General features: G+C 48.6%; 21 protein-coding genes. 5 read left to right on the plus strand and 16 right to left on the minus strand.

Annotation, left to right across the window (positions count from 1 at the left end):
* Positions 1–228 (plus strand): transposase domain-containing protein (locus PSI17_RS12055; RefSeq protein ID WP_273552196.1); only part of this gene is annotated, 228 nt, incomplete at its 5' end.
* Positions 229–245: 17 nt separating this feature from the next.
* Positions 246–557 (plus strand): hypothetical protein, encoded by a 312-nt coding sequence (locus PSI17_RS12060; protein WP_273552197.1) that lies wholly within the window; start codon positions 246–248, stop codon positions 555–557.
* A 74-nt stretch (positions 558–631) separates the two neighbouring features.
* On the opposite strand, the gene argH is transcribed toward PSI17_RS12060, so the two are convergent.
* The 4 genes from argH to argC all read right to left on the minus strand — a co-directional run bounded on the left by argH (position 632) and on the right by argC (position 5,153).
* Positions 632–2,014, minus strand: a complete 1,383-nt coding sequence (gene argH, locus PSI17_RS12065) for an argininosuccinate lyase (RefSeq protein WP_273552198.1) — start codon at positions 2,012–2,014, stop codon at positions 632–634.
* Positions 2,015–2,053: 39 nt separating this feature from the next.
* Positions 2,054–3,280, minus strand: coding sequence for an argininosuccinate synthase (locus tag PSI17_RS12070; RefSeq protein WP_273552199.1), 1,227 nt, complete (start codon positions 3,278–3,280; stop codon positions 2,054–2,056).
* A gap of 26 nt (positions 3,281–3,306) precedes the next feature.
* On the minus strand, positions 3,307–4,080 hold the full coding sequence (gene argB / locus PSI17_RS12075) for an acetylglutamate kinase (protein WP_273552200.1): 774 nt from the start codon (positions 4,078–4,080) through the stop codon (positions 3,307–3,309).
* 68 nt (positions 4,081–4,148) lie between these two features.
* A complete protein-coding gene (gene argC / locus PSI17_RS12080; protein WP_273552201.1) occupies positions 4,149–5,153 on the minus strand; it encodes an N-acetyl-gamma-glutamyl-phosphate reductase in 1,005 nt (334 codons plus the stop codon).
* A gap of 115 nt (positions 5,154–5,268) precedes the next feature.
* Here argC and argE point away from each other — a divergent pair, with 115 nt between their 5' ends.
* Together argE and metF are read left to right on the plus strand one after the other, a co-directional pair.
* Positions 5,269–6,426: an acetylornithine deacetylase gene (gene argE / locus PSI17_RS12085; RefSeq protein ID WP_273552202.1), complete on the plus strand. Its 1,158-nt coding sequence runs from the start codon at positions 5,269–5,271 to the stop codon at positions 6,424–6,426.
* A 238-nt stretch (positions 6,427–6,664) separates the two neighbouring features.
* On the plus strand, positions 6,665–7,552 hold the full coding sequence (gene metF / locus PSI17_RS12090; protein WP_273552203.1) for a methylenetetrahydrofolate reductase: 888 nt from the start codon (positions 6,665–6,667) through the stop codon (positions 7,550–7,552).
* Between the two features lie 91 nt (positions 7,553–7,643).
* Here metF and ppc read toward each other — a convergent pair whose 3' ends face one another.
* The 12 genes from ppc to PSI17_RS12150 all read right to left on the minus strand — a co-directional run bounded on the left by ppc (position 7,644) and on the right by PSI17_RS12150 (position 22,050).
* On the minus strand, positions 7,644–10,280 hold the full coding sequence (gene ppc, locus PSI17_RS12095) for a phosphoenolpyruvate carboxylase (protein WP_273552204.1): 2,637 nt from the start codon (positions 10,278–10,280) through the stop codon (positions 7,644–7,646).
* 95 nt (positions 10,281–10,375) lie between these two features.
* Complete coding sequence (locus tag PSI17_RS12100) at positions 10,376–12,811, minus strand: bifunctional aspartate kinase/homoserine dehydrogenase II (protein ID WP_273552205.1); 2,436 nt, start codon at positions 12,809–12,811, stop codon at positions 10,376–10,378.
* Positions 12,812–12,813: 2 nt separating this feature from the next.
* A complete protein-coding gene (gene metB, locus PSI17_RS12105) occupies positions 12,814–13,974 on the minus strand; it encodes a cystathionine gamma-synthase (protein WP_273552206.1) in 1,161 nt (386 codons plus the stop codon).
* A 238-nt stretch (positions 13,975–14,212) separates the two neighbouring features.
* The gene (locus PSI17_RS12110) at positions 14,213–14,533 is read right to left on the minus strand and encodes an ISAs1 family transposase (protein ID WP_273552207.1); all 321 of its coding nucleotides are present in this window, start codon (positions 14,531–14,533) and stop codon (positions 14,213–14,215) included.
* 15 nt (positions 14,534–14,548) lie between these two features.
* Entirely contained in the window at positions 14,549–14,704 is a 156-nt protein-coding gene (locus tag PSI17_RS12115) for a transposase family protein (RefSeq protein ID WP_273552208.1), read from the minus strand.
* Positions 14,705–15,136: 432 nt separating this feature from the next.
* Positions 15,137–15,622 (minus strand): thioesterase family protein, encoded by a 486-nt coding sequence (locus PSI17_RS12120; protein WP_273552209.1) that lies wholly within the window; start codon positions 15,620–15,622, stop codon positions 15,137–15,139.
* 137 nt (positions 15,623–15,759) lie between these two features.
* Positions 15,760–15,945 carry a rubredoxin gene (locus tag PSI17_RS12125; RefSeq protein WP_273552210.1) on the minus strand — a complete coding sequence of 62 codons (186 nt, stop codon included), beginning with the start codon at positions 15,943–15,945 and terminating at the stop codon, positions 15,760–15,762.
* A complete protein-coding gene (locus PSI17_RS12130) occupies positions 15,938–17,869 on the minus strand; it encodes an alpha/beta fold hydrolase (RefSeq protein ID WP_273552211.1) in 1,932 nt (643 codons plus the stop codon). The genes PSI17_RS12125 and PSI17_RS12130 overlap by 8 nt, the downstream gene beginning before the upstream one ends.
* 14 nt (positions 17,870–17,883) lie before the next feature.
* Complete coding sequence (locus tag PSI17_RS12135) at positions 17,884–18,216, minus strand: acyl carrier protein (RefSeq protein WP_273552212.1); 333 nt, start codon at positions 18,214–18,216, stop codon at positions 17,884–17,886.
* A gap of 54 nt (positions 18,217–18,270) precedes the next feature.
* Positions 18,271–19,245 carry an acyl-CoA desaturase gene (locus PSI17_RS12140; protein ID WP_273552213.1) on the minus strand — a complete coding sequence of 325 codons (975 nt, stop codon included), beginning with the start codon at positions 19,243–19,245 and terminating at the stop codon, positions 18,271–18,273.
* Between the two features lie 17 nt (positions 19,246–19,262).
* Entirely contained in the window at positions 19,263–20,198 is a 936-nt protein-coding gene (locus tag PSI17_RS12145) for an acyl-CoA desaturase (protein WP_273552214.1), read from the minus strand.
* The gene (locus PSI17_RS12150) at positions 20,185–22,050 is read right to left on the minus strand and encodes a fatty acyl-AMP ligase (protein ID WP_273552215.1); all 1,866 of its coding nucleotides are present in this window, start codon (positions 22,048–22,050) and stop codon (positions 20,185–20,187) included. The genes PSI17_RS12145 and PSI17_RS12150 overlap by 14 nt, the downstream gene beginning before the upstream one ends.
* 937 nt (positions 22,051–22,987) lie before the next feature.
* Here PSI17_RS12150 and PSI17_RS12155 point away from each other — a divergent pair.
* On the plus strand, positions 22,988–23,371 hold a 384-nt coding region (locus tag PSI17_RS12155), incomplete at its 3' end, for a transposase (RefSeq protein ID WP_273552216.1).

Consider the following 23,371-nt stretch of genomic DNA (forward strand, 5'->3'; position numbering starts at 1 on the left):
GAAAACGCCCTGCGTTGCGTTGCGGTTGGGCGAAAAAACTGGCTGTTCGCGGGCTCTGACAGCGGAGGCGAGCGGGCGGCCATCCTGTACTCATTAATCGGCTCCTGCCGGCTTAATGGTGTAGACCCGGAAGCGTGGTTGCGGTACGTCATCAGCCATATAGCTGACTGGCCATCAAACAAGGTACATGAGCTGCTTCCCTGGAAACTCAACCTGACCAATATCTAATCGTCAATACGGTTCAAATGAGCCGCTTACGGAAAGACTATCTGCCGCTATTTTTAATTATCATGGGAATTGGCTCAGGAATTTGCACAGGCGTTGCTTTTATCACCCCGCTATTAAGATTTAAGAACCCATTTAATGTGACAAAGACCAATGCAATGATGCAATCCATTGGTTACCTCATTGCATTTATATCACCCATTTTGTCATCCTTTATTTTCGAGAAAACAGCCCAATGGGATTATGTACTTTGGATGATTTCAGTAGCCTTAGTGGTACAAACATTAATCGGGATCCCGCTTGGAAAAAAACAATATTTAGACAATAAATAAGGATGTATATTCGTCGTACGTCAAGATAACGAATATAAAATGCAACTCTCCCTTTGATACAGGAGAGTTACATATTAACATTCTTTTCTAATTAACTGCTTCGCCTCTGCAATCGCTTGCTTCACTTGTTTTTGCGCGACACCACCTTTTGCCAGACGCTTATCCAAACAGGATTGCAGCGATAAAACGTCATAGACATCCACCGAAATAATCTGGCTAAATTTTTGCAATTCAAGCAGAGAAAGCTCTTCCAACGCCTTACCTCTGTCGATCGCCGCAACGACAACCTCACCAACAATATGGTGTGCCTCGCGGAATGGAACTCCCTTTGCGACCAGATAATCAGCCAACTCAGTCGCATTGGCATATCCCTGTTTTGCTGCCTCCTTACAGCGGGCATGTTTTACTTGAATGCCATCTAGCACCAGTATCGCCATGTGCAAACAATCCAGCCAAGTATCCAGCGCATCAAACAAGCCTTCCTTATCTTCCTGCATATCTTTATTGTAGGCGAGAGGAAGCCCTTTCAGCGTCATCATCATCCCCGTTAATGCTCCCTGAACTCGTCCACACTTGCCACGGATAAGTTCCAACGCATCTGGGTTTTTCTTTTGTGGCATCAGGGAAGAACCGGACGTGACCCGATCCGACAACTCAACAAATCCGGCTTCTCCGCTATTAAAGAAAATCAGATCCTCAGCAAAACGGGAAAGATGAATCATGCTCATGCTCGCATCGGACAGCAGTTCCAAGACATGATCACGATCAGAAACACTGTCCAGACTATTGCGTGTCGCCGAGGCGAAACCCAGCCATGCAGCCAATTGCTCACGATCAATAGCATAAGCCGTTCCTGCCAGCGCCCCGCATCCCAACGGGCTGACATCCAGCCGCCTTAAGGCATCTTGCAACCGGCTTTCATCACGACTCAGCATTTCCACATAAGCCAAACACCAATGGGCAAACGTGACAGGTTGCGCCCGCTGCAAATGGGTATAACCCGGCATAATGGCATCCTGATGATTTTCAGCCGTGAATACCAATGCTTGTTGCAACTCAACTAATGCTTGCAGAATGTGGACGATCTGGTCTTTGCACCATAACTTCAGGTCGGTGGCAACCTGATCATTACGGCTGCGTCCCGTATGGAGTTTCTTACCCAAGTCGCCCACTTTGATGATAAGTTGCCCTTCTACCCAACTGTGAATATCTTCCGCATCGCTTTGCAAAATGGCCTTGGGATTGGCTCGCACTTCATCCAGTAGCTCATTTAACGCTGATTCCAGCTTTTGCTGCTCTTCGGAAGTTAATACTTCCACCGTAACCAATGCCTTTGACCAAGCAACCGAGCCAACAATATCCTGCTGTGCCAAACGATAATCAAAACGCAGTGAATCGTTGAATTGCTTGAACCGCTGATCGGCTTCCTGACTGAAACGCCCGCCCCAAAGTGCCATAATATCGTTCCTGTTCTTTATTTCATTGATTGCCAAGCGTTAATTGCCTGAAAATGACTTTTTGCTGTTCAGTGCACGAATACGTGAAGAAAGCGAATAGAGACGAATAAACCCTTCGGCATGACTATGATCGTAAACTTCATCTTCGCCAAACGTGGCGAACTCTTCCGAATAGAGGCTATTGGCTGATTTTTTCTGCACCGCCGTGGCCTGCCCTTTATAGAGTTTCAGGACAACTTCACCGCTGACACTGGCAGCCAACATTTCTGCGGCCGCTTGAATTGACTGGCGCAAGGGTGCAAACCAACGACCATCATAAACAACATAAGACATTTCCAATCCCAGTTGTTGACGCCACTTGAAGCTATCGCGATCCAAAACCAGTTGTTCGATACCACGCAAGGCTTCCATCATGATGGTTCCCCCCGGCGTTTCATAACAACCACGGGATTTCATGCCTACCAGACGGTTTTCCACGATATCGATCCGGCCAATGCCATGTTTGGCGCCCAACTCATTTAACTGGTCAAGGCATTGATACGGTGAAAGCGCCTGACCATTCACGCCAACAACTTCACCCCTTTCAACCGTCACGGTGACATATTCTGGTTCATCGGGTGCCGCTTCTGGCTCTGCTGTCCACACCCAACAATCTTGATTGGCCGCATTCCACGTACTTTCCAAAACGCCACCTTCGGTTGAAATGTGCCACGCATTTTCGTCACGACTATAGATTTTTTCCAGCGTTGCCGTTGTCGGAATCTCACGAACTTTCAAATACGCCAGCAACGCTTCACGGGAACGCAGATCCCATTCCCGCCACGGGGCAATCACTTTCAGGTGCGGAGCCAATGCGGTATAAGTGCTTTCAAACCGAACCTGATCATTACCTTTACCGGTTGCACCGTGAGCGACAGCATCCGCGCCGACTTTCAGTGCCAGTTCAACCTGTGCCTTGGCAATAATTGGCCGAGCCATTGATGTACCGAGCAGATAACTCCCCTCATAGAGAGCGCCGGTTTTCAACACGGGATAAACATATTCTTTGATAAACGTTTCACGCAGGTCGACAACGTGGCATTCAGATGCACCGGAACGTAATGCCTTCTGCTCCACACCGTCCAGATCTTCACGGCTTTGGCCGACATCGGCGACAAACGCAATCACTTCACAATTGCCATAATGCTCTTTCAACCACGGAATAATGGCGGATGTATCTAAACCACCTGAATACGCCAGAACAATTTTCTTAATGCTTTTAGTCATAGGGATAACCTTTTTGATTTTGTTTATTAAGCCAGAATGCGTGTGCCAATAGGTATGCCATTAAATAACGCAATTAACTGATCTGCATGGCGCCAACTCGCGATATCCACGGGTTGCCCGAGCGTTTTTGCCGCTTCCAACGCGGCATTCACCTTCACTATCATGCCGTCGGTGATAATGCCTTGGTCGATAAGCTGCTCGATCTCCTTTGCCGTGGCCTCCGGGATTTTTTGCCCTTTCCCATCCAGAATACCGCTGACATCGGACAGAAAGATCAAATCTGCATCCAGCACTTGTGCGATGGCAGTCGCGGCTTGATCCGCATTGACATTCATCAGTTCACCCTGTTCAGTGATACCAATGGAGCTGATAATCGGCATATAGCCCACATCCAGCAAGATCCTCAGCAGATCGGATTCTCCCGGTTGAGCCTTTCCCGTGTGACCAAACTCTGCACCAAGTTGAGAAACCTTCACGGTTCCACCATCCCCCAGACATAATCCGAGGGCGGGCAAACGATACTTTGTTGCCCATGCCAGCAATTTTTTGTTGGCTGTTCCGGCTAACGTCCCTGTAATAATGTCGATTTGATCCCCTGGCGTGATCCGCAGGCCTTGTTTCTTCAAAATGGGCATCTGCAATTGCTGCATCAGTTCATCTACCAGACAACCACCACCATGTACAATCACCAGCGGGCGTCGATGGGTTTTTCGGTATGACTGTAATGTGGTAAATAACCGTTCCAGCGCTTCTTCACTGTCTAACAACACACCACCCAACTTGATAACTAACGGCTCCATCGGATTTATCCTCTGTCGGTATTAATATCGGTAGGAATCTTAATTTTTTGGCATTCAGTCATTAGAAATCAAAGCAATGCCAGAGTTTCCTCATACCCCAAACGAATGTTCATACACTGTACGGCCTGTGCCGCTGCACCTTTCAACAAATTATCCTCAGCACCGACGATAATCAGGTGCTGCCCCTGAACAGCAAAACCAATATCGCAGAATGGCAAACCAACCACTGCTTTCAACGCGGGAAACCCGTTGTCGTATAAACGCACCAATGGCTTATCATGATAGGCCTGCTGATAAGCCTCTCTCACTTGTGTTTCTGTCACACCCGATTTCAATTTGCAGGTGATTGTGGCAAGAATACCGCGGGAGAAATTGCCCAAATGAGGGGTGAAAATCACCTCTGTACCTAAATGTGTGGCAATTTCAGGTTGATGACGATGGTTAAAAACGCCATATGGCTGCAAGCTCACTTCACAAAAGCTATTTGTGATCGATGCTTTCCGGCCAGCGCCACTGACACCACTGACCGCATTGATAACAGGCCACTGTTCTGTATCCAATAAATTTTGTTCAAGCAACGGCTTCAAGGACAATTGGGAAACTGTCGGGTAACAACCGGGTACGGCAATCAGTTGTGCTTGCTTGATTTTCTCGGCTTGCCACTCGGCCAATCCATATACTGCTTGCTCCAACCACACAGAATTTTTATGTTCAAACCCGTAGTATTTTTTATAAAACTGTGTATTTTGTACGCGATAGGCACCGGATAAATCCAACACGATACAACCTGCTGCCAGAAATGCCGGGGCAATGTCATGGCTGACTTCATGAGCCGTCGCGAGGAAAACCACATCAATCCCCTTTGCCGCTTCAATCACATCGGTCAACGGCTGTAAGGGCAAATCAAGCATTCCCTTATATTGAGGATAAAGTTCTGAAAAACATTTCCCCGCATCTGAACTTTGAGCAGAAACCCACAAGCCAGAAAGATGGACATCGGGATGACGTTGTAGATATGCTGCTAACTCAGCTCCGGTATAACCACTGGCACCCACTATCAACGTGTTCAACATGGGATTTATTCACCTTATAGTATTAATCCAATAGTATTAATCCACCACTAAATTGAATTTGTATGCAATTAATCTGCATGAATATTGATACTATTATGCGTAAGGACTGTCAACAGTGAATATAAAATTACCGTCTTTTATTCAATTATATCATCAGCTCATTGCGGCTCCTTCTATCAGCGCAACCGATGCTGAACTGGATCAAAGCAATGAAGTTGTTATCAATCTGCTGGCGGAATGGCTAACAGAGATCGGCTGCTCCATTGAAATTCAACCCGTCCCTGAAACACGAGGTAAATTCAATCTGCTGGCAACATTAGGCAGTGGTTCCGGGGGATTACTGCTATGCGGCCACACTGATACCGTTCCTTTTGATGCAGGACGCTGGACTCAAGATCCCTTCACCCTGACCGAACGCGATGGCAAGTTATATGGGCTTGGAACAGCTGACATGAAAGGCTTCTTTGCTTTTATCATTGATGCGTTGCGGGATATTGATGTCAGTAAACTGTCTCACCCCCTTTATATTCTGGCTACGGCTGACGAAGAGTCATCAATGGCAGGCGCACGTTACTTTGCTGCCAATGCCAATATCCGGCCTGATTTTGCGATTATTGGCGAACCCACCTCATTACAGCCAATCCGCGCTCATAAAGGGCATATCGCCCATGCGATCCGCATTGAAGGAAAATCGGGGCATTCCAGCGATCCGGCACGAGGCGTCAATGCCATTGATCTCATGCACGAATCCATTACCCAACTGATGGCACTGCGCCACACCTTACAAGAGCGCTACCATAATCCCGCATTCGTCATCCCTTATCCGACCATGAATTTCGGTCATATTCACGGCGGTGATGCTACAAATCGCATTTGTGCCTGCTGCAAGCTGCATATGGATATCCGCCCGCTTCCCGGATTAACCTTGCAGGATTTGGATGAATTACTGAATGACGCACTGGAACCGGTAAAACAGCGCTGGCCGGGTCGCCTGAGCGTGACAAAGCTTCACCCACCGATCCCGGGCTATGAATGTCCGACAGACCATAAACTGGTCGGTGTGATTGAAAAACTGTTGGGAACGAAAGCCGATACCGTCAATTACTGTACGGAAGCACCTTTTATTCAAAAATTGTGCCCAACATTGGTCTTAGGCCCGGGATCGATTGAACAAGCGCATCAGCCCGATGAATTTTTGGATATGGCGTTTATTGAACCCACAAGAAAACTGCTTTCACAGCTTGTGGAGCACTTTTGTTTGAGTGCGGGTTAATTTTTACTACCTATAACCCCGGTGGGTGCATCGGGGTTTTTCGCTACATACCTCCCCCAACATGAATTTCTTTCCTGATCACTTTGAATATTCCTCATTGGGAATACGCCATTTCCCGATTGACTAAAAACGCGGCTTCGCGCACTCTATTTGGACATCTAAACGTATAGACATTCAAACATTTAACCATCTAAAAGTAAGCGGATAAAAATTCCGTTTGTTCATGAGGGCACAGGGTATGAGTTTTTTCCACGCTAATCAGCGAGAAGCGCTGAATCAGAATCTCGCTGAACTTGAAGGGCAAATTCGTGTTTCCTTTGAATTCTTTCCACCCAGCACGACTGAGATGGAACAAACCCTGTGGAAATCCATTGATCGCTTGAGCAAGCTGAAACCTAAATTTGTCTCCGTCACCTATGGTGCCAACTCTGGTGAACGCAATCGCACTCATAGCATCATCAAAGGCATTAAAGAAAAAACAGGGCTTGAGGCGGCTCCACACCTGACTTGTATTGATGCCAGTCGCCAAGAACTGCGCAACATTGCCCATGATTATTGGCAAAATGGCATTCGTCATATTGTGGCATTGCGTGGCGATTTACCGACTAGCGGTGGTAAACCAGAAATGTATGGCTCTGATTTGGTTGATCTTTTAAAAAAAGAAGCGGATTTTGATATCTCCGTTGCCGCTTATCCAGAAGTGCATCCAGAAGCGAAAAGCGCGCAGGCCGACCTGATTAATTTAAAGCGTAAAATTGATGCCGGTGCCAATCGTGCTATTACCCAATTCTTTTTTGATGTAGAGAGTTATCTGCGTTTTCGCGATCGCTGTGTCGCAACGGGGATTGACGTAGAAATTGTGCCGGGCATTTTACCTGTCTCGAACTTCCGTCAATTACAACGATTTTCCACCATGACCAATGTTCGTATTCCAAGCTGGATGACCAGAATGTTTGAAGGATTGGATGATGATCCGGAAAGTCGTAACTTGGTCGGCGCATCAATTGCAATGGACATGGTAAAAATTCTCAGTCGTGAAGGTGTGAAAGATTTCCATTTTTATACCCTGAACCGAGCAGAATTGAGTTATGCCATCTGCCATACTCTGGGGGTGCGTCCTGTATAATTAGAAAATACGCCCCTTAAAACAAAAGCCGAACGGTTTCCCCATTCGGCTTTTACGACTTAAAACTATTTGACTATTTGAAAACCAAAAACTACCCCGTGTTGCGCATCCCCGCCGCGACGCCGGCAATCGTTACCATCAGCGCCTGTTCAAGATGGGGATCAGGATCCTCCTGTTGACGGGAACGCTGTAATAATTCGGCCTGTAGTACGTTCAATGGATCGGTATAAACGTTACGCAAGGCGATGGATTCGGCGATCCACGGCAAATCTGCCATCAGTTGCTCATCCTGCGCAATGGTCAGTACCGTTTTGATATCCTGTGCAAGTTGGTCACGCAATTTGATTCCCAACGGCCATAATTTCGGCTCCACCAAACGTTGATCGTAATATTCCGCTAACCACAAATCGGCCTTGGCAAACACCATCTCCAACATGGCAATACGTGTATTGAAGAATGGCCAGTCGCGGCACATATCGGTTAATACTGGCAATTTACCTGCGTCAATCACCTGTTGCAGTGCCGCACCTGCGCCCAGCCATGCCGGCAGCATCAGGCGGTTTTGTGTCCAGGCAAATATCCACGGGATCGCCCGCAAACTTTCGACGCCCCCTGTCGGGCGCCGTTTCGCTGGTCGTGAGCCCAACGGCAGTTTTGCCAGCTCTTGCTCCGGTGTTGCTGCCCGGAAATAGGGCACAAATTCCGGTTGTTCACGTACATAATCACGGTACATGTCGCAGGAAACCGCCGATAGTGTATCCATAATCTGCTGCCATTCTGGTTTCGGCTCCGGTGGTGGTAATAAGTTGGCCTCCAGAATCGCACTGGCATACAAGGCCAGACTGCTGATCGTCACCTGCGGCAAACCAAACTTAAAGCGGATCATTTCCCCTTGTTCCGTGACGCGCAAGCCCCCTTTCAGACTGCCCGGCGGTTGGGACAGCAAAGCTGAATGAGCGGGAGCACCACCACGGCCAATGGTGCCGCCACGCCCGTGGAACAGCGTCAGCGTCACGCCCTCTTTGTCACACACTTTGATTAACGCATCCTGCGCCCGATATTGTGCCCACGATGCCGCCATCACCCCTGCATCTTTGGCAGAATCGGAGTAACCAATCATCACCATCTGTTTGTCTTTAATCAGGCAGCGATACCACTCAATCCCCAATAGCTGCCGGATCACGCTTTCTGCATTGTTCAGGTCATCAAGGGTTTCGAACAGTGGAGCGACAGGCAATGACAATGGGCATCCCGCTTCTTTCAGCAACAATTTCACGGCCAGAACATCAGAAGGTACTTTCGCCATGGAAATCACATAAGCCGCAATCGAATCTTGTGGTGATTCCGCAATCACTTTGCAGGTAGCGAAAACCTCTTGAGTGTCTGCGCTTGGCTGCCAATCACGCGGGATCAACGGGCGTTTTGACTGCAACTCTCGCAGCAGGAATGCCTGTTTTTCGGCTTCCGGCCAGCTTGCATAATCGCCCATCGCCAGATATTGCGTCAGTTCAGCAATCGCATCGATATGGCGGGTGCTTTCCTGCCGGATATCAATCCGCACCAAAGACAAACCAAAGCAACGAATGCGGCGCAAAGTATCCAGCAATTGCCCGTTCGCGATAATTTCCATGCCGCAATTTTTCAGGGATTGATAACAGGCATATAACGGTTGCCATAACTGTTCGTTATGCAGGAGCAAATCCGCCGGTGGCAGGGCTTGCTCACCTTTAAGGCATTTTTCCAGATATACCAGTGTGTTACCTAACTGCGTCCGCAGTTGTTTGGCAATTTCACGGTAAGGTTCCAAAACCTGCTCCCCTCCCGCCATCTGGCGAAGCTCAGGCGTACACTCCGACATGGAGAGTTCAGACACCAAAACCTGAATATCTTTCAGGAACAGATCGGCGGCTTTCCAACGGCTCAACAGTAAGACGTGGCGGGTAATTTCGGCGGTAACATTGGGGTTGCCATCACGATCGCCCCCCATCCAAGAGGTGAAACGTACCGGCACTGCTTCCACCGGCAAACTATAACCAATGGATTCTCCCAGTTGTTCATTGAATTCACGCAGGAATGCCGGTACCCCTTCCCACAAACTGTTTTCGACAACGGCAAAACCCCATTTTGCTTCATCAATCGGGGATGGGCGGATCTTGCGGATCTCATCGGTATGCCATGATTGGGCAATTAACTGACGTAACCGGCGCATGATGTTATTGCGCTCATAATCCGCCAGGTCGTCATGATCAAGCTGAGCCAGACAGCCATTCACTTCAACCAATTTGTGGATCAGGGTGCGGCGGGCAATTTCGGTCGGATGGGCGGTCAGAACCAGTTCAATTGCCAGCTCATTGACCGCGTTGATCAAATCATCATTGCTGAATTGTTTGTCTTTCAGTCGATTGAATAATGCCGCCAATGCCACCGGATTACTTGCCGCTTCGCCATGTGGCGAAATGCTGTGGTATTGTTCGGCAACGTTAGTCAGATTCAAAAACTGGTTAAACGCACGGGCGACAGGTAATAATTCATCATTAGATAAATTTTCCAGCGTCGATAAAAGCTGCTGACGATGGATCCCGTTACCTGCGCGGGATGATTTGGATAATTTCCTGATCGTTTCAACTTTATCAAGAATATCGTCTCCCAAAGCCTCCTTAATGGTGTCGCCCAGCAACTTACCGAGCATACTGACATTACTTCGCATTGCGGAATATTGTTGATTCATAGGGTTCCTGGCCTTGTGTTGCTGTATATCACCCATTTCACCAGCGGGCTGGCGCAATCGGCATCTCGTTTAGATACTAATACCCTAACAGCAGACTACAAAAGTTGCGACAAACGGTTTAAATCTGATTGAATTGCGCCCGCCGTGACATCCCGCCCGGCCCCCGGGCCACGGATCACCAATGGGTTATCACGATACCAGCGGCTTTCTATCGCAAAGACATTATCCGCCGGCAGCAGTGACGCCAGCGGATGGTCACTGCGCACCGCTTCGACCCCAACTTTTGCCTTACCACTGGCATCAAAACGGGCGACATACCGGAGTACCATGCCCATTTCCCGGGCGGCTTCCAGACGTTGCAGCATCTGCTCATTAATGGCAGTACTGTTTTCAAAGAATTCTTCGATAGAGCCGCTTCGTGCCTCTTCCGGCACCAGAGACTCAACCCGCACTTGATCAGGCTCGATCTCATAACCGGCTTCGCGAGCCAGAATAACCAGCTTACGCATCACATCCTGACCAGAGAGATCGATACGTGGATCAGGTTCTGTCAATCCCTGCTGCCATGCCTGTTCGACTAAATCACTGAAAGGCACCGAACCATCAAACTGCAAGAACAGCCAAGATAATGTGCCGGAGAAAACGCCGCTGATAGACAAAATAGTATCACCGCTTTCCCGCAGATCCCTGACCGAGTAATTAATCGGCAGCCCGGCACCCACCGTGGCGTTATATAACCAATGGCGCCCCGTTTTCGCAAAAGCATCGCGGATCAGACGGTAGGTGTTGCTATCGGAAGAGCCGGCAACTTTGTTGGCACTGATCACATGGAATCCATAACTGGCAAAGTAGATATACTCTTTGGCTAATTCTTTACTTGCCGTCACGTCCAGAACAACCAAATCGTCATAAGGATGCGCCCGCATCCATAAAAACAGGGCATCGTCTTCGTGTTCAATCGCTTCATCATCAAAGAAGGCCAGCGCCCGGCTGGCATCAATGCCCTGATAATTCAGCAAACTCCGGCGGCTATCGACGACACCCGCCAGAATAAATTCAAAATCGCTGCGGGCAGAAATATTCTTCTGTTCGCGGGCAAACAGTTCTAGCCAACGGGAACCGATATTTCCTTTGCCAAACAGTACCAAACCGATGCGTTTTTCCGCCCGGAACAGGCTTTGGTGTAATCCCTGAATCAAATGCGACGTCTGATTCGAACGCAGTACCGCCACAAGACTGATGCCATCTTCCGCATGCCAGATAAATTCAACGGGCTGATCTTTTAATTGTTGGTAAAAACGATGGCTGTGCAGCGGATTCTTGCATACCCCTGCCCCGACCAATGCCACCAGCGCCAAACCCTCACGCAAAGAGAGTTTGCCGGGTAAAGGGGCATCCTGCAAAACATCAAGGGCGCTATTCACGACCTCAGAGGTATAGCAAAGTTGGATCAGGTTGCAGTCTGCATGTAATCCGGTTGCCAATGGCCGAACCTGAGCGCGCTTTAACAAAGCGTCAATGTCTTTGTAAATTTGCTTGAAATCGTGGGCGAAAGAAACATGCAGTTCAATCAGACAAACATCATCATGGCTGGTTACGATTTTGGCACCCGTCCCCGTTGCCAGCACCCGTTCAATCCGGGTGGAACCCTGTTCAGGCTGGTAACTGCAACGCAATTGCAGATCAATGTCGCTGATGGAAACAGGCTGCAATGTCCGGGTATGAAGAACCGGTGCCGCCAAGCGCGCCAATTCACTGGCTTCATCCAAACGCAGCAACGGTAACAGGCAGGCATCTTTGACTTTACGCGGATCGGCACTGTAAACCCCCGCCACATCACTCCAAATGGTGACTTTTTTGGCACCCGCCAACGCCCCGACTTGGGTAGCAGAATAGTCGCTGCCATTGCGCCCCAGCAATACCGTTTCGCCTTTCTGATTACTGGAAATAAAACCGGTAACCACTAAACGCTTATTGGGGTTTTGGACTAATAATTGGCTAAACAGGGGCCGGGATAAACTGACATCAACCTGCGGCTGTGCAACGCGCTCTGCCCGCAGGAACTGACGCGCATCCAGCCATGCGCTGGGTATCCCCTGATCCTCAAGCACCGCTGCCATTAAGCGTGCAGACCAGATTTCCCCATGACCGACAACTTCTGCATAAGTGATATCGGTGACGGGTTTGTCCAGCAAGGCACTCAGTCTTTCCAGATCAGCGATAAACATGGCGCTCAGCTCTTCCGCAACAACTTCGGGCAACAAACCACGGATTAATTCTTGCTGGTAACGCCGCAAAGATTGCTGGATTTGATGGGCGGATATCCGGTCACTCTGGCTTAATTTAAGCCAATTGATGAGCTGGTTGGTGGTACTCCCTGCGGCTGATACCACCATCAAATCACCCGGCTGGCTGTAGTTCGCCATAATTTCAGCTACCCGCTGATAACACTTCACATCCGCCAAACTGCTGCCACCAAATTTATGTAACTGGCGGCCAGATTCCGCCCCCGCTGTTGCCAGTATACTCATGATTACCTCGTTGCCGCTGCCTGAAACGCCTTGTCCAGATCAGCAATTAAATCCTGACTATCTTCAATTCCTACAGAGACACGAAGAAGCAAATCCGTAATCCCTGCCTGAGCCCGTGCTTCTGCTGACATTCCCGCGTGTGTCATGGTTGCGGTATGAGAAATCAACGATTCCACGCCACCAAGGGATTCAGCCAGAGTAAACAATTTTAACGCAGATAAAAAACGACGCAGGGTCTGTTCATCACCCTCCAGTTCAAAACTTAGCATCGCCCCAAAACCTTGCTGCTGTTTAATCGCAATTTCATGCCCCGGATGATCCTTCAACGCAGGGTAGAAGAGTTTTTTCACTTGGGGCTGCTGTTGCAGGTAATCCACAATGGCAATGGCATTATTTTGTTGCAGCAGCACGCGGGCAGATAATGTACGAATGCCACGCAGCAGCAAATAGCTGTCAAAGGCCGCCGCCGTGACGCCAATATTATTTGCCCACCAAGCCAAATCCTCTGCAATGGATGGCGCTTTGGCAATAATCGCACCGGCAATCAGATCAGAGTGCCCGTTCAAGTATTTCGTACACGAATGAACCACTAAATCCGCCCCCAACGCCAAAGGTTTTTGCAATATCGGGCTTAAGAAGGTGTTATCGACGACCGCCAATGCCCCAACTTCATGAGCCAATTCACAAATGTGTTGAATATCAACGATCCGCAACAGAGGGTTACTCGGTGTTTCAATCAGTACCAATTTGGGCTTTTGGACTAATGCCTGTTGCAACGCCTGTTCATCTGACTGATCAACAAAAATCACCTTGTATGCGCCACGCTTGCTCAGGCTGTCAAAAAGACGGTAACTACCGCCATAACAATCATGAGGCGCCACCAGTACATCCCCCGGTTTCAGGAAGACCGTACAGAGCAGGTGGATCGCTGACATGCCACTACTGGTCATGACTGCGCCCGCGCCGCCTTCCAGCTCGGCCAAAACCTGTTGGACAATATCACGGCCAGGATTACCACGACGGGAGTAATCATGATCCCTCGGTTCATTGAAACCCGTAAAGTTGTATGTACTGGAAAGATAGATAGGTGGAACCACACAACCATATTGTTCATCAACATTTGAACCACTGTGAACCGCAATTGTCGCTTGCTTACATCCCATAACCTTTCCCCATCATCGTTATTATTAGCGTCACGCAAGAATAGCGACTGACAAGATGGACGTCAATACATCTAGACATCCAAAGCAAGGAAAACGGGTCTAAATTATACTGATGTAAAACCCACCGTAAGCACTTTTAGCATATAGCTATTATCCCATCCTGCTTTCTACTGCTTGGTTTTCACTCCTACCTTAACGGTTTTTTCATTTTTCAGCAGGTTAAGGGCTATTTTATTTATTAATGCAATGTTTTCTTTAACGCCAATACATAATCGGCCTTATTCTCAACAATCTGATCAGCGATTTTGTATTGGCAACCCATCGCGTCAATCGTGACGGTAGACCTCTCAATATCCAGCAAGGTCAATAGCTTAGGAAGCTTGGTAATTTCATTCGATTTATCTGAGATTTTCACCTGACCAAAGCAGAGCTGATTCGCCACTGACCAGGCACTGACCAGATGGAGGGCAGGAGCTCCATTGGCTTTGTCGAGTGTTCCCCGCAGCGTTTTGCCATTCAACGCAATAATGTCATCGGCGATTTTGGCTAAGCTATTCACCCAATGGGTAAAAGCCTACCCAAATTCGTGGGGATCGAACCGATTTATCACATCGTTAAAGGTATCGTGGCTGGGAATACCATGGGGAAGATCCAGAAATTGCCGGAGCCAATCCTCTTGGGATTTACCGTACTCTTCAATCACATTGAAGCCTTCACAACCACAGATCACGGCACATATCGAGATGATCAAAATATCGATGAGGGCATATTGTTTACTCCAGACACAAACAGCGGTACTAAACAATGGATTAAAAGCCCAATTTGAACATTGGTATCCGGGGATCAAATTAAGCGAAGAAGCGGGTGACTATTTGACAGAGGCTAACGGTGTTTACTGTTCCGCTGCTCCCCAAACCCCAACAGTTTTTTAGGCATATCAAGAGCGGAAATCATGAGGGCGCGGGCATTTTTGCTCATATGACGCCAGATAGATTTAAGCAAACTCATCATAAATCAAAATGAGTGTTGTAAAAACAGGTGACCATAGATTTTTATACTTTCCTAACAGACAGTGTATTACAGCGCTATGCGCCATGCCTGGCGCACCATCAAATAAGGAATGCGTTTTTTATCACATTCCCCTGATTAATAATATTAAACGTCAGCCAACCAAATAAGTCCCTGTTGCACTTGCAATATGTACCTGTTTTTCATTATGACACTCTATTCTGGCGACGGAGATTTTCTTGCCAGAACGGATAAAATTACTGCTGACAGTAAATACTTCACCACGCCCAGGGCGCAGATAATCAACACGCAGATCTATAGTACTTATTGTGGGCAGACGTTTTTGTATTTCGTTCCCCGTGATTGTTTCCATCTGTGCCAATATACTATTGGCACAGATTAAAACGCCTGCCACATCAAGTACTGAAGCTATGGCACCCCCGTGAAGGATCTTATGAACTGGATTGCCCATCAACTTATCCTGATTGAAAAACTGGAGTTCTGCGTAGTTATGCTCAAAACGAATCAAGTCGATACCTAACAATCGGTTGAATGGCATATGGTAAATAAGGATATCACCTATAATTTCACGTCCTTCTTCTTGCGTTAGAGGTTGTGCTGGGTCCTGTATCGTTTTCATGTTAAACATCCTGATAATTAAAAATAAATTAGCTGATATTAGAGAGATTATTTGGTTAATAGATTTTTAAGTTTGGTTTTTTTCTTACAAATGAAAGATCAAATCCAACTGTAGTGTCAAAGAACTTCCAGACACTTTTAAAATTCCACCATGGTGAAATCCTCTTTTTTGACACCGCAATCAGGGCAGATCCATGTGTTCGGAATATCCTTCCAGCGGGTGCCTGGAGCAAGACCATCGCTAGGGGAGCCATCCTTTTCCGAATAGATCCAACCGCATACCAGGCACAGCAGTGTCTTGAACTCAGTGTCTGTTTCAGTCATTGATAGGTTCCAGATTAATTTGGGTTAGATGGGGGTCACTAATGAAACGGGTAATCAGTTCTTTGACCGGAGCGGCCGAGAGTATCCGATTGTGTCCGAGTCCAGAGGTTTGTTCCAGGCGCACGTTTTTCAGGCTGCGCATCAACTTTTGAGTCTCTGCCAGCGGCACCACCTGATCATGTTCGTCGTGGATTAAAAGCACTGGCACATCCATGGCTGCACCTTGTACGCTAATATCCCAGTGACTGACCGGGACACCGTTCTGCACGTGTAGTCGATCGTATATATTGCCAATCACTACTGACGGCAGTTGCTGGTTGGCCGACCAGCGTTCCAGCACGCTGGAAATAGATATCGGGGCAGCCATCAGCACTAGGCGCTTGATGGCTTCTGCATGCCTTGGACTGGCGTAGGCAACAGCGGCAACTGAGGCAATTGAACCGAGCGAGTGGCCGACAACGATCTGAACATTATCAAGCGAATTAATGGCCGCGCTAACCGCTTTTACAAAACGCATCATCGTAGTTTTGTTACCTGCAGATTCGCCATGTGCCGGCGCATCGAACGACGCAACTTGGAAGCCGAGCTCCAGTAGTGGCTTGACGAAACCAATCATACTGCTGCTGTCGGAACCCCAACCGTGCACTAAGAGCACGGTTGGGCCTTTGCTTTTCCAAATATATCCGTGGCGCACGTCTTCATTGCCGACGATTTCGAAGATTTGCGCACCCAGCGGCTTCTGGCGTGAGGTACGGCCGTACTTCGGGCGCGAACGAGTGAATGCATCAGTCGCAATCCGGCCCGCTAGCTTGGGCGCAAGCAAGCTACCTAATTGGTAACCTGCCTTTGTGCCTGTTCTGAAGGCCGACTCTGCCACCGAATTCTTGTAATAGCCTGAATCAAGATCATAAAAGTGGCAGTTTTTTAAGATCCAAAGCAGGTCGCTGAAGCTGAAGTTCTTTTCCCGGATCATACCCGGATAAGCCTGCTTCAATGCTGCTTGCGCTTTTTGCAGGTTATAGTATGGCACCACTGGCGCCACGTGGTGAGCGGTATGAATAGATATATTATGGGTCAGGAATAGTAACCATTTCGGATAGCGATAATCGGTGGTGACCAATATGCGACTGGCGTTCGGCGTCCAGTGCTCCGAGGTTAAGAACGGGATATCGGCCGAGGTGTGTTGCATCAGTGTGGTCGCACTGAACCAAGCATGGATCGCTATCCACGGCATAAAAAACAGCAAGAAGAAGCCTGTAATGCCGAAAAAGTAGATAAGCGCGGAAAAATAGACAATCGAAGCCAGTACTACGAACACGATCGAGCGTTTAACATCACTGCGCATATTCTTTTTGGGAAAAAATCCAGGACGGAAGCCCGACACGATCCAGTAATTAATGGTGCCAGCCCAGAACAACCACGTCCTCATACTCATATAGACAAAGCGCTGTCCGAACGACATACGTCTGTACATGTCTCGCGATATCGGCCGCCAGTCGGTATCGAGTTCAAGATTATTGGTATGGAGATGATGCAGGTTATGCGCATGTTTCCATGAATAGAACGGATACAGCAATGGCAGCAGTGACAGGTGGCCGATAACAATATTGAGCTTACTGTTGCGCGAGAACGAATTGTGTCCGCAGTCGTGCGCGATGCAATGCAGCCCCCATCCACCCAACCCGGCGACAATGTACAAAGGAATATAGAATCCCCAGTGCGGCGCACAGGCGACGCCGACAATGGCGCCGATATACAGCATAAAGCTGATGAAAAACCCAACCAAACCGCGCCAAACTTTCGGTTCAAAAAGCGATTTAGGAATTGCTTCGGCCAAGCGGATGTTTTCCAGCGCCTTGCTCTTGTTCAGAAACACCTCGAGTTCGAGCCTAGGCGATGAAGGGTAACTATTTGAGGACTGCATTGATTTCTCCCAGATTATGCAATGGCGTTGAGTCCGAGTTCAGTGGCCAGGTGAGCACTCAATTCATCAATGTTTGGGTATTCGAACAGCAGCGCCGGCGACAGACGCTGTTCGACCAATTTTTCCAAGTCACCAGACACCCGCACTGCGGCAATTGAGTCGAGACCATACAACTCGAAGCTCTTGCTGGTGTCGATCTCGTTCGGATCAATTTTCACCTGCCTGGCCAAACGCTTGACCAGCCATTGGCGAATCACTTCTTCGCTTAAAGGCTCATTATTTTCAACTTCCTTCCTGCTTTTTCGGAAAAAACCAAACAAGCCGCCTGACTTATTTTCTTGAGGCATAATTTCTCCAAGTATGAATGTAAATCAAATATGTTAGTTTGAATTTTGCAATGTTCAGCGGTTGCGCACTCGCATCTTTTCGATCGTTTTCTTATCAGGCGAGCGCAGGTTCCAGACTATGCCAATTTTTCCCATTCCAGCTAGCAGCCAGCCGCTTAGGTCTGGCTCCCACCATTTCACGCCGTGGCGGTACGATCCAGGAAATGCATGGTGGTTGTTCTGCAAGCCTTCACCAAAAGTGAGGATAGCTACGGGCCAGTTGTTAGTGCTGTTGTCGCCAGTCTTGAACGGCTTGCTACCGATCATATGGCATAGCGAACCGACACACCAAGCAGCCTGATTGGCTAGGAAAATCCGCGCCAATCCACCGAACAGGAAACCGCTGAAAGCAGCATCCCAAGTACCGCCAATCGTGCCACCTATGGCTGCTGGAAGCACCAAACCGAGCACGATCCACAGACCATAGGTACGGTGGTAGAAAAACAGCTTGCGGTTGGCGAGGATATCCGGCGCAAAGAAATTCCAGCCCGAGACGTCCCTGGCCAGCATCCACGGCATATGCGCATACCAGATGCCGCGTAAGCGGCCGAGCAACCCCTGGCCGTGTAGGTTGGGCGAATGCGGATCACCAGGTTGGTCGCTGTAGGTGTGATGGCGACGATGGGTAGTGACCCAGAACATGATTGGCCCTTGTGCTGCCATAGAGCCACAGATCAGCAGTAGTCCCTCGAAAAAAGACGAGGTGTTGAATGTCTTGTGGGCCAAATAGCGATGGAAGCCTATCGTAATACCAGCCATTTGTAGAAAATAGAAAACGCAGAACAGCACCACGTCGGTAGTAGACATGCGCCCTTCCAGCACGCGCTGCAGAGCCATCACGATCCCGGCCAGCGGCACCAGCATGATCACCAAAGCGATGATCTGTTTGATGACTGCGCTAGTGCCGGTTAGCGGCGTGATTCCCGGCCTCAGTGCAGGGCCTGCAGTATCTGCCTGCTTCGGAGGTAAGATATTGGAGCGTGTGGTCATGGCATCTTCCCTATATGTTAATCGTTATTGGAAAATTTTTGGTTGGTACTCTGAAGTTGCCGGATATCCCATACCAGACCGAACAGGCCCAATAAGCGGATCACCCAAGCCGTGGTATCAATTTGCCAGAAATGAAGATCGTTATGTGCCAACGCTGGATTGGCGTGGTGGTTGTTGTGCCAACTGCCGCCTGCGGATAGCAGCGCCAACCAACCGACGTTACCACTGGTATCCCTGGTCTGATTAGGCCGATTTCCGAAGGTATGACCGATTGAATTAACTGCCCAAGTAATCTGATCCAGTAGAAATATTCTGGCCAACCCTCCCCACAGCAGACCGCCTACTGCGCCTTCTATGCCGCTTAGCGCGGCACCGATCGCGGTAGGTATCGCTAAACCAAGTAACACCCAGATCAAGTAGTTCCGGTTGACAAATAGCACCAGCTTACTGTCGAACAGATCCGGCACATAGGCATTCCAATTGCTGCGCTTAATGGTAAACAACCAGCCTACATGAGCATGCCACAACGCTTTGATGCGCCCGCGCAGGCCCGGCGATAGCACTCGCGGCGAATGCGGATCGCCATCTTGGTCGGTGAAGGTGTGATGCATCCGGTGCGTCGCGGCCCAGAACAGGATGGGGCCTTGAGCCGCCATGCAGCCGAGGATACCGATGGTTGCGGTTACCACCGGTCCAGCCTTGAAAGCACGATGCGAAAAGAAGCGGTGCAATCCACCCTCGACACCAAACGAAGTCAGGAAATACATGACGAAGAGCAACACCATGTCTTGCGACTTGAAGCCAAACTGGATCGAATACCAGAGCGCGGCAACAAAGCCGATGGCTGGCGTCAGTACCGTAAGGTAAGCCAGCCTACGCGCCTTGGTGTCACCATCCATGAGTGCTTGCACTTTCTCACTAGGCTCTGCCGCCGGAGGCTTAATTTTTGTCATTACTTCCCCCTGTTGGAAAAGTATCGTGCTGTCGGTTTAGGCTATTGCTGTGCATGGAGCGGGCTTTGGCGTACTGCAGCCCTCCAGCATTGAAGGCATCACGGCAGGCACTACGGCGCACCTTCCCACTGGTGGTCAACGGAATCGTCGATACTGACGCCAAATGCACGGTATGCGGCACCAGTCCGAAATTTCGGCTGATGGCGGCAACAATCGCATCTTTGACATTTTCCAACTCTTCTCTAGTAAGTTTGGCCGTGCGCAGGATCTCGGCCACCACTATCAGCTGTTCCACGTCGCCCTGAATCACGGAAAACGCCGCCACGCCATTGGTGCGAATCGCCAGATGGCTAGCCTGGGCTACTGCCTCAATGTCTTGTGGATAGAGATTGCGGCCCGCAAAAATGATGACATCCTTGATGCGGCCGGTGATATACAGTTCTTTATCGATTACGAAGCCGAGATCTCCGGTGCGTAGGTAGGGACCATCCTGTGGATCACCGGCAATAAAAGCATTGAATACTTCAGTACTGGCCTCAGTTTTGTTCAGATAACCTTGAGCCACGCTGGCACCCTTAAACCAAATTTCACCAACCGTGGCCAGCGTCAACTGTTGTTTGGTATCAGGATCGACCACAGCAATGACGTGGCCGCTGGCCACCGTGCCGCAGCTAACGACTGATACCGTGGGTGCATCTGCGCTGGCCAGTCTAGCCAAGCCGTGGGATAGAGATTCTTGATCCAACAGCAATGTTCTGGGTGTTGCATCGGAATCCGATTTGCCTGAGATAAACAGAGTGGCTTCGGCCAGGCCATAACACGGTACAAACGCTGTGCTACGAAATCCGGCCGCTTTGAATTTTTCCGAAAAGCGGTCAAGCGTGGCTTGACGCACCGGTTCTGCACCGCAAAACAACTTAGTCAACCGGCTCAGGTCAAGCTCAGCGATTTCTGCATCAGTAATTGTATCAACGCAAAGATCTAGCGCGAAATTGGGCGCCACCGAAGTAGTGACCTGATGCGTTGATAAGCCTTTTAGCCAGCGCAGCGGGCGCTGTACAAAGTGAGCGGGAGTCATCATCACCAGCATGAATCCGCTGTACACAGACAACAAAAGAGCCCCCATCAGGCCCATATCGTGATAGGGTGGCAACCAAGTAAAACCGACATGCTTTTCTGCCAACCCAAGCCGGATGTCAAGCACACGGCTGTTACTGATCAGGTTAGCGGCAGATAGGATTACGCCTTTGGGATTGCCAGTTGAACCGGAAGTGTATTGTAGCAACGCCGGATATTTTTCGCCGTGGTGCTCATTGTCGTTTATATACTCGAGGATTTGCTGCGCATTCTCTTCTTCGAAAAAATCGTTACCGATAAACAGCCATTCAGGATAATTTCCTTCGGCGGAGAGCGAAACATTGAGGCGGTTGACCGACGCCTGCAGGCTGCTTTCAGCGATCACCAATTGCGCATTGCAATCCTTGTAGATGCTAGTGAAGCGTGAGACAGCACGGGTTCCGACAGGAGGAAACGATGGCACAGCCGTGGCGCCGGCCTTGAAAATAGCAAATAGTGCCGTGACGTAGTTCAAACCAGGTTCCAACACTAACAGTACCCGTGCTCCCGGCGTTAACTTTTGTTTGAGCTGGCGAGCCAAGTATGCGGCGCGCAAGTCAATCTGACGATAAGTTAATTCAACAATATCGTCTTCGCCGTTTTTCAGGAAACGTAGAGCGATCTCGTCCGGCGCGGACGCGGCGCGCTGGCGCAGGATTTCATCGATATCGATATCCTGAGCGACATGTTCTGAGGTCAAGATTGATTCCTTGCTCATGCTTAATTTGTATGTCATTCGATATTCCGTTATTTGATTACTGGATGATGTTGCAGCCAACGGGAAAACAAATGTTCCAAATATACATTGTCGTGTATTCGTCCTCTCTCGTGCTTCAGTCTTTTGTAGGCCGCGCAAACCTGACTTTCTTAGCGTTCACTCCAGCACGCTGACACAGTCTTAGTCGAACTGACTCCACTTGAAAAAATACGAATGTATCTAGCGCCATTTGGGAAAATCCCTCGGTAGTAAATAGGTGAATCACGAGTGTGACATCTGCGCAATGAGCACCAACTATTCGTGTATCTAACATAGAGAAATTCTTTTTAAAGGATAACTAAAACTCGGACTACTCATATCCATGCATATCCCTGTTTTATCATCCCTCCATAAATTGAATCAGCCAGCATTTCTCAGGCACATCTGCCATCGGCGAACAGATGACACAGCGATGGATAAAGCCGTCGAGCGGAGGTGGTGAAGCAAGGGTTGCAAACCACACACTGCAAGATTTATGTCTAAACATTACGAGATTTTTATTATTAGAATTAAATGAGTTACGATTAATAAAAAAAATCACATTAATTTCATTAAGTTATGTAAATTCGCATATTAAGGCATTCAAATAATGTTAATTAATTATTAATCAATCCAAATAAAAAGTCAAAAAAATGTAATCCAAAAGTTAACAATGCGTAACATTAATTATTGGGTCAATTTGGAATGCATAAAATCTATGACCACCCCGTTTTTGCAACACTAATTTTGACTTACGATGGAATTGATGGTTAGGAAATTGAATTCATTCTCCGAACAAGATAACGCCTATCTTCTGTCTTATCGAAAGCCATTCATCCACTTTCTGGCGTAAGTGAGCGGTTAAAAAGGCAAATCCTTCATTCGTTCTCGCCACATCGGATCGTGGTTGGGAATACCATGGGGGAAGATCCAAAAATTGCCGGAACTAATCTTCTTTGGGTTTACCGTACGGCAGCACAAAGGCCGCATTAATGTCATTGGCGCCATCATGAAAAATACCTTTGTGACCTTAAGTTTGTTTGCCGGGCACATTAATGCGAATGTGTTTCATGCCTGGATGACACAAGATTTGTTGCCAAAGCGCCCAAAGGGTGCCGTGATTGTGATGGATAATGCGCCCTTCCATAAACGCCATGACATACTCCAGGCGATAACCCACCATGGGTGCCAGCTAGAATGGTTACCGCCTTACAGCCCGGATTTAAATCCTATCGAAAACAAATGGGCGGGAACAAAAGCCACAAGAAGACGAGAAAGATGTTCACTTGATGAGCTATTGACAGAACATGTGACCTATGTC

The sequence above is a fragment of the Xenorhabdus sp. IM139775 genome (assembly GCF_028598745.1).
In the GTDB taxonomy this organism is placed as follows: domain Bacteria; phylum Pseudomonadota; class Gammaproteobacteria; order Enterobacterales; family Enterobacteriaceae; genus Xenorhabdus.